At 70.4% G+C, this 5414-nt stretch carries 3 protein-coding genes and 2 pseudogenes; 3 read left to right on the plus strand and 2 right to left on the minus strand.

What is annotated here, in order from left to right; all coding sequences use genetic code 11:
• Positions 1 to 551 (plus strand): annotated as a pseudogene (locus tag CM1CMNOD_RS21495) (class I SAM-dependent methyltransferase); the annotation flags it as partial.
• A gap of 185 nt (positions 552 to 736) precedes the next feature.
• Here the strand turns inward: CM1CMNOD_RS21495 and CM1CMNOD_RS04810 are convergent.
• Both CM1CMNOD_RS04810 and CM1CMNOD_RS04815 read right to left on the minus strand, forming a co-directional pair.
• Positions 737 to 2383 carry a hypothetical protein gene (locus CM1CMNOD_RS04810; protein ID WP_013872537.1) on the minus strand — a complete coding sequence of 549 codons (1647 nt, stop codon included), beginning with the start codon at positions 2381 to 2383 and terminating at the stop codon, positions 737 to 739.
• Positions 2384 to 2751: 368 nt separating this feature from the next.
• Positions 2752 to 3471: an acyltransferase gene (locus CM1CMNOD_RS04815; protein WP_013872538.1), complete on the minus strand. Its 720-nt coding sequence runs from the start codon at positions 3469 to 3471 to the stop codon at positions 2752 to 2754.
• A gap of 476 nt (positions 3472 to 3947) precedes the next feature.
• On the opposite strand from CM1CMNOD_RS04815, the gene CM1CMNOD_RS04820 reads away from it, so the two are divergent.
• A complete protein-coding gene (locus tag CM1CMNOD_RS04820; protein WP_043603010.1) occupies positions 3948 to 4853 on the plus strand; it encodes a glycosyltransferase family 2 protein in 906 nt (301 codons plus the stop codon).
• Positions 4854 to 4943: 90 nt separating this feature from the next.
• Positions 4944 to 5414, plus strand: a pseudogene (locus CM1CMNOD_RS04825) (glycosyl transferase); the annotation flags it as partial.

Here is a 5414-nt window from a genome sequence, read left to right on the forward strand (position 1 = left end):
CGTGGGCCCGGTCGGAGGGCGGGGCGGGCAACGGCGTCCGCACGGCGGTCGAGGACTTCCTCACCACCCGTCCGGAGCTGCGCCTGTTCGTGGCCGCGCCGATCTTCGGCCTGGGCATCGTGGTGGACGACCGGGCCCCGTACGCCGAACGGGTCGACGAGCTGTTGCGGCCATGGGTGCGTAACAGCCTGCTGACCCGCCTGGAACGCAACCGGTTGGACCTCTACCTGCACGTGCTGCTGCTGCAGGACGAGATGATCGACGCTGCTCGCCGGCGGCAGCGGGAGTGGGCCCGACTGGACGCGGCCCTGGCCGACCGTGCCACGACCGAACTGCGGCTGCTCGACGCGGCCGCCGAGGCCGAACGCGCACTGGATGCGGAACGCGCGACCGCCCAGCAGCTGCGCGCAGCCCTGGCCGACGAACCGAAGCTCGTGCACGCGGCCCGGGTGGCGAACGCGGCGCTCAAGGCCCGGCTGGGCGGTCACCGCGGCGCGCGGGCGGTACGCACGGCGCGTGCGGTACGCGGAGCCCTGCACGCCCGCCGCTGACCTCCCCGCACCCCGCCGGTACCCCAGGCCGTGGACCGCGCCGCGGCCGGCGCGGTCCACGGCCACCAGCGCCGAGAAAGATCGCCGAATCTTTGTTGTTTTGTACATTTTTTGTTCCTGTTGGCGTACAAAACGACAAACGATTCTGGATCATAATCTGTGCGGGTGGCTGTGGTGCGTCCGCGTCATGGGGCCGGCGTTATGGGCCTGGTGGCCCGGGTGTTTCGCGCGAGGCTTATGGCAGTCAGGATGGCGAGGGCCAGAGCCGACCCGAAAACGACCGCGATGCCGGCCGCCGGCCACGGCGACCAGGCGGCCATGGCGCGCAGGGCCGCGACCGGCCCGCCCCCGGCGGGCCGCCAGAAGTGGCCGAGGACGAGCCATGCCGCGTCCAGCTGGATGCCGACCGCGGCGGCGAACACGGCGAGTGGCAGCCAGCGGGCCGGGCGTGGCCGCAGCGCCGCGGCCAGCGCGGCGGCTCCGGCGCCGGCGAGGACCGCGACCCCGACGAAGCCGGTGAACAGGTACCGTCCGGAGACCCCGGTCATGTGCCCGGTGCGGACGAGGTGGGCGGCGGCCTGCCCGCCGACGATCACGAGCAGGCCGACCGTCGGCCACAGCATGAACAACAGGTCCACCCGCTGTGCCCGGCCGCGGGCACGTAGGAGGCCCCAGCCGAGCAGGCCGCCGAGCAGGAGCGAGGCGACGAGCACCAGCAGCGGGGAGATGTCGGCTTCGTACCAGCCGATGGAACCCCACCAGCGGGTCGCCAGCCGTTCGGACATCCACGACCAGTAGACGCTCCAGTCCCGTCCGACGTACTCGCCGGGCGGGAACCCCGGGGTGCGCGGCTGGACGGTGTGCCAGCGGAGGACGTTGACCAGCCACCACCAGCCGCCGGCGGCGATCCCGAGCCCGCCGCAGAGCACGGCGGGTCGCCACAGCGAGCGCGCGCCACGCAACCGGACACAGACGTACGCCGTGACGATCATCGGTATCAGCACGACCGCGAAGAACTTCGTCAACAGCGCGAGACCGGTGAGCAGCCCGATCCAGCAGGCGGTCCGCGCCGAGGTGTCCCCGCGCAGCATATGGGCGACGGCCACCGTGACCAGCCCGCCGAGGCCGATCAGCAGGTTGTCGTTGCTGACGCTGGAGCCGATGTGGACCAGTTGCGGCACGGCGCAGGGGACCAGCGCGGCAACGGTCGCGGCGACCGGCTGGGGGCACAGGCGTCTGGTGGCGGCGTGGGCCAGCAGCGGCAGCGGCGCCACCATCAGGACGTTGCTCATCCGCAGCAGACCGATGGTCACGTCCCAGCGCAGGGCGTCGCCGCTGCCCGGGAGCACTTTGAGGATCATCGCTTCCAGCAGGTAGTACAGCGGTGGGTGTTGCACCATCTGCTGGATGTAACCGGACGGCTGCCCCGGGGCGGCGAGATCCCGCCAGGCCGGCCGCTGGGAGTCCGGGGGCGCGTCGTGCGCCGGGATCGGCGCGACGGTGAGCTCGTAGGGGCTGGTCCGGCTGCCGAACGGTGACGCTCTGATGGCACCGACCCCGTCCGGTGTCACCACGGCGTCGCCCGGGTGCGGCCAGCCGTCGCCCTGGACGAGCCGCATGACGGCGTCGACCTGGTTCGGTTCGTCCGGCGCGTGGTAGTGGGGCACCAGTATCGACCAGGAGGCGAGCAGGCAGGCGAACGCGGCGGTGATCAGCCAGATGTGGCCGGGTGCCTGGCGCAGGATTCCAAGCGGGCTGAACCGCTCCGCCGGGCAGTCACCGGATGGTTCCACGGCAACCGCGGCGGCGGTCGTTCCGACTGCGGCCTCCATCAGGGCGGCTCCGGGACTCGGGCCCGCGGCGACGCGAGAAACACGTGATCACGCCGCCTCCGGCCCGCTGGCGGGTGGGGCTGGGATCTCCGGGAACGGATGGTTGCCATCGTACGTAAGGTTTGCGCCTTTTCGACGGCTGCGTGCGCTGTGACGCTTTCGTTCTTCGCGGCTGCCAGGAATCATGCCGCCGCAGTCGCGACCGCGGAAAGCGAGGGAAGCGCGGGAAGACAGAAAATCCGGGCCGGTTGGCCAGCAGGCCGCCGCCGGTGGATCAGACAGGGACGGTGGATCAGACTCAGATCAGGAAATCAGACGATCAGGGGATCGGACGGGAGACAGAAGATCGGACGGGGAGACAGAAACGGTCAGCGCCAGGAGTCGACCTGGCCGACCACCTTCGCCGGGCTGCCCGCGACAATCGTTTTGGCGGGGACGTCCCTGGTCACCACGGCGCCGGCCGCGACGACCGCGCCCTCACCGATCGTCACCCCTTTCAGGATGATGGCGCCGGCACCGATCCAGGCCCGGTCCTCCAGGACGACGGGGGCGCTCATCGGCTGCTCGACGCCGTCCACGGTGATGGGGTGGAAGTCGTTGTCGAGGATCTGGGTGTTCCAGGAGATGTTGCAGCCGGCGCCGATGCTGACCCGTTCCCGCACGAGGATCTTCGCGAAACCGTTGATGTTGACGCCGTGGCCGAGCTGCAGCAGGCCGGAGTCCACCACGATGCGGGTGCCGCGCTGCACCGAGACGACCCCCTCGCAGCGCAGCCGTCCCTCGGGGTGGATCCGCAGCACGGAGACGTCCCGCCGGGTGGAGATCCCGAACGGGCCGAGGCCGATCCGCAGCGCCGCGCCGTCGGCGAACTCGATCCGTTCACGGCCTTCGAGCACGGTGGGCGAACCGGTCCAGATGGGCTGACCGTACGCCAGCGGATAGCGCAGCCCGGCCACGAAGGAGCGCGCCGAGGTCTCCCGTCCGGCCCGCAGCGCTCGGACGTTGCGGGCGTACTCGCGCGCGTCGTCGACGAACCGCCGGTCGAACCGGTTGACCTGACTGCCGAAACGCTCGATGAGCCCACCCATGGCCGGCAATCCTAACCGGTCGGCCTGGAGCGATCATGACCTGTATGTGCCGCCGCTCGCCATCAGCGATCATGCCGGACGTACCACCAGCCGCGCCCGTCCTGGCGCGCTGCCGCGACCCGTACCGCCGCCACCCGCGCGGCTGGCCGGGCGGTGGGCGTGCCGGGCCGGGTGGGCCGCCGCGTCGCGGGACCTCCGTGACCGGCCGGTGGCAGCGGCGTGTAACGCTGGCATCCGGTGACCCTGGCATGCGGACAGGGCATCTCGAACACGTGCGGAGGAGGTTGTGATCATTCGGCCCGACCGGCCCGACCGGCCCGACCGGCCCGACCGGCCCGACCGCAACTCGACGGCACCGGTGAACCCCCTGTTCCCGGACGGAAATCAGGAGCCACATCGACGTGAGTGCCAGCGTTGTACGCGCAGCTGTCAGCCCCGGCGTACCGGTCCTCAGAAAGCAGCCCGGCGTCGGGCCGGTGGCGGAGGCGCCCGCCGCGCCCTATGTGACGGTCGTGCTGCCCTGCTACAACGAGCAGGATCACATCATCCGCGAGCTGGAGCGGATCACCGCCGCGATGGACGCCAGCGGCTACAGCTACGAACTGCTGGTCATTGACGACAAGTCGACCGACAACACGCTGGCGTTGCTGCGCGGAGTGACGCACCGCTTCCCGAACATGCGGCTGATCGCGTTCCGCCGCAACGGCGGGTCGGGCACCGCACGCCGGATCGGCACCCAGGATGCCCGTGGGAAGATCGTGGTCTGGACCGACGCGGACATGACCTACCCGAACGAGCGCATCCCGGAGTTCGTCCGCCATCTCGACGCCTGCCCCGACGTCGACCAGGTGGTGGGCGCGCGTACGACCGAGGAGGGCACCCACAAGTGGGCGCGGGTGCCGGCCAAGTGGTTCATCCGAATGATCGCGCAGCGGCTGTCCGGCATGAAGATCCCCGATCTGAACTCGGGGCTGCGGGCGTTCCGGCGGGAGGTTTCCCTGCCGTACCTGCGGCTGCTGCCGCCCGGGTTCTCCTGCGTGACGACGATAACGATGGCGTTCCTGTCGAACCAGCATCCCGTCGACTACATTCCGATCGACTACGCGAAGCGTTCGGGCAAGAGCAAGTTCCATCCGTTCCGCGACGCGCGCCGCTACGTCCTACAGGTGCTCCGGATGGTGATGTACTTCGACCCGATCCGGGTGCTGATGCCGATCGCCCTGTGGATCATGGGGCTGGGTTTCGTGAAACTTGTCGCCGACCTGATCCGTTATGATCTGCGGGTCACCACGTCCACGCTGCTGGCGATTCTTGTCGGTTTCCAGATCGTCGTGCTCGCCCTGATCGGGGATCTCGTGGCCCGCTCCCGCGGCGGCGACTGATGCCCCGTCGGGTTCCGCTGACGCCCTGCCGGCTTCCGTGGTGACGGATGTCCCGACAGCGACAGATGTACTGACAATGATGGATGTTCCATGGTGACGGACGAGGCGACAGACGAGAGGCCGGGGAAGCCCGCCGGGGCGCCAGCACGATCACGGATCGTGATCGTCGGCCCGACTCACCCCTACAAGGGTGGTGTGGCCCAGCACACCACCGAACTTGCGCACCGACTCATGGCACGCGGGCACGACGTCCGCCTGGAGTCCTGGTCGGCACAGTATCCGGCTCGGCTCTACCCGGGCCGGCAGCGGGTGGACGTCCCCGAGACGCGGCCGTTCCCGGCGACGTCCTACCCGCTGTCGTGGCGGCGGCCGGACACCTGGGTACGGCTGGGCCACCGGCTGCGCACCGGCGCGAACGCCGTGGACGCCGTGGACGCCGTGGACGCCGTGGACGCCGTGATCATCGTCGTGGTCACCCCGATCCAGGTGCCGGCCTACCTGGGCATCCTCGCAGGCCTGCGCCCGGCGGCCCCGTGGCCGGGAGGCATCCCGGCCACGGGG

The organism is Protofrankia symbiont of Coriaria myrtifolia (genome assembly GCF_900634755.1).
In the GTDB taxonomy this organism is placed as follows: domain Bacteria; phylum Actinomycetota; class Actinomycetes; order Frankiales; family Frankiaceae; genus Protofrankia; species Protofrankia coriariae.

What these genes read in the sequence shown, in the direction of transcription:
- CM1CMNOD_RS04810 (WP_013872537.1), bottom strand. Translation starts at nt 2,383, where the DNA reads ATGGAGGCCGCAGTCGGAACGACCGCCGCCGCGGTTGCCGTGGAACCA.
- CM1CMNOD_RS04815 (WP_013872538.1), bottom strand. Translation starts at nt 3,471, where the DNA reads ATGGGTGGGCTCATCGAGCGTTTCGGCAGTCAGGTCAACCGGTTCGAC.